At 50.3% G+C, this 1,393-nt stretch carries 1 protein-coding gene; it reads left to right on the top strand.

Going from position 1 to position 1,393, the window contains the following annotated elements:
• Positions 1–91 precede the first annotated feature (91 nt).
• A partial coding sequence (locus NW857_RS12630) for a dynamin family protein (RefSeq protein ID WP_414369158.1) occupies positions 92–1,393 on the top strand: 1,302 nt, incomplete at its 3' end.

Below are 1,393 nucleotides of genomic sequence, written 5' to 3'. Positions count from 1 at the left end.
TAGGGCCCCGTCGGAAGAAAAGTAGTATAGGGATCTCACGCCCGAGGCTGAGGGCGTTATAATCTCCCCAGCCCTAGCGGAGGTCCCCGAGATGGCTGTGCAACTCTTGCCTCAGTGTGAGAACTTACGGGAGCATGTTGAAACGATTCTAAACCTTTGGCAGCAGGATCCCACGCTCTCAGCAAAGCAAGATACAACCCGAGTTCAGGCTTCACTGAGCAAGGCTATTTCCCCAACTTTTGAGATTGTCTTTGCCGGTGCTTTTAGCGCTGGCAAGTCGATGCTGATCAACGCCTTGTTAGAAAGGGAGCTTCTCTATAGCGCTGAAGGACACGCCACAGGGACAGAGTGCTACATCTCCTATGCAGAGCCTGACGCCGAGAGGGTAGTACTCACCTTCCTCAGCGAGCGGCAGGTGCAGGAACAGATGGCTGCCTTCTGCACTCGCTTGGGCTTAGCCCTACCCAGCGGCAACAACCTAGAGGAAGTCACCCTCAATCGCCTAAAAGAGCAGGCTGAGGCCATTGTTCAGCAGGAGGGCGGCAAAAGTAAGTCGGAACGAGCAAAGCAGGCAGATGCGCTGCGCTTATTAATTGAAGGTTTCCAGCAAAACCGCGCCAGAATTCACCCAACCGAAAACAGAGTATTTTCGATGGAACAGCTTAACCTTGGCAACCTAAGAGAAGCGGCCAGTTTTGCGCGGCGCGGTGCCAATAGTGCAGTTCTGCGGAAGATTGAGTACTACTGCCATCATCCTCTATTAGAAGACGGAAACGTTATTGTCGATACCCCTGGAATTGATGCTCCGGTTAAAGCGGATGCCGAGCGCACCTATCAAAAAATTGCCGATCCAAACACTTCCGCAGTTGTCTGTGTCCTCAAGTGTGCTACAACAGGTGAGCTGACTAAAGAAGAAACAGAACTCATTGAGCACATCCAAAGTAGCGAAAGTATTCGCGATCGAGTTTTTTATGTGTTCAACCGCATTGATGAAACTTGGTACAACTCCCAGCTAAGGCAGAGATTAGAGACCATCATTGACCAGCAGTTTCGTCAAGCCCGCCTATTTAAAACTAGTGCCCTGCTTGGCTTCTACGGCTCGCAGATCAGGGAAACGACTCGAGAAACAAGGTTTGGTCTGGATACCATTTTTGCAGAAAGTATAAAAGAGCTAGGTGGCAGAGAGCAGACACCTCAATTTATTAGCGAATTTGTCAAGTACTGTAGCTCCTCAGGCAGGCTTGTGGGATCCCCCTTCCGCCCTTCGGTGCACGGCTATGAGACTCCTATCGATAACTACGTTCGAATTCTAAGCGAGTGGGGCAAGCCCTTGATTGAGTACATGATCAAAGATAGCGGCATAGAAGAATTTCTCAGTGGGATTACTCGCTAT

Source organism: Synechococcus sp. H55.9, from assembly GCF_047462355.1.
GTDB lineage: Bacteria > Cyanobacteriota > Cyanobacteriia > Thermostichales > Thermostichaceae > Thermostichus.
The sequence above is the reverse complement of the archived record's forward strand: the minus strand, read 5'-3'. Positions and strand labels throughout refer to the sequence as shown.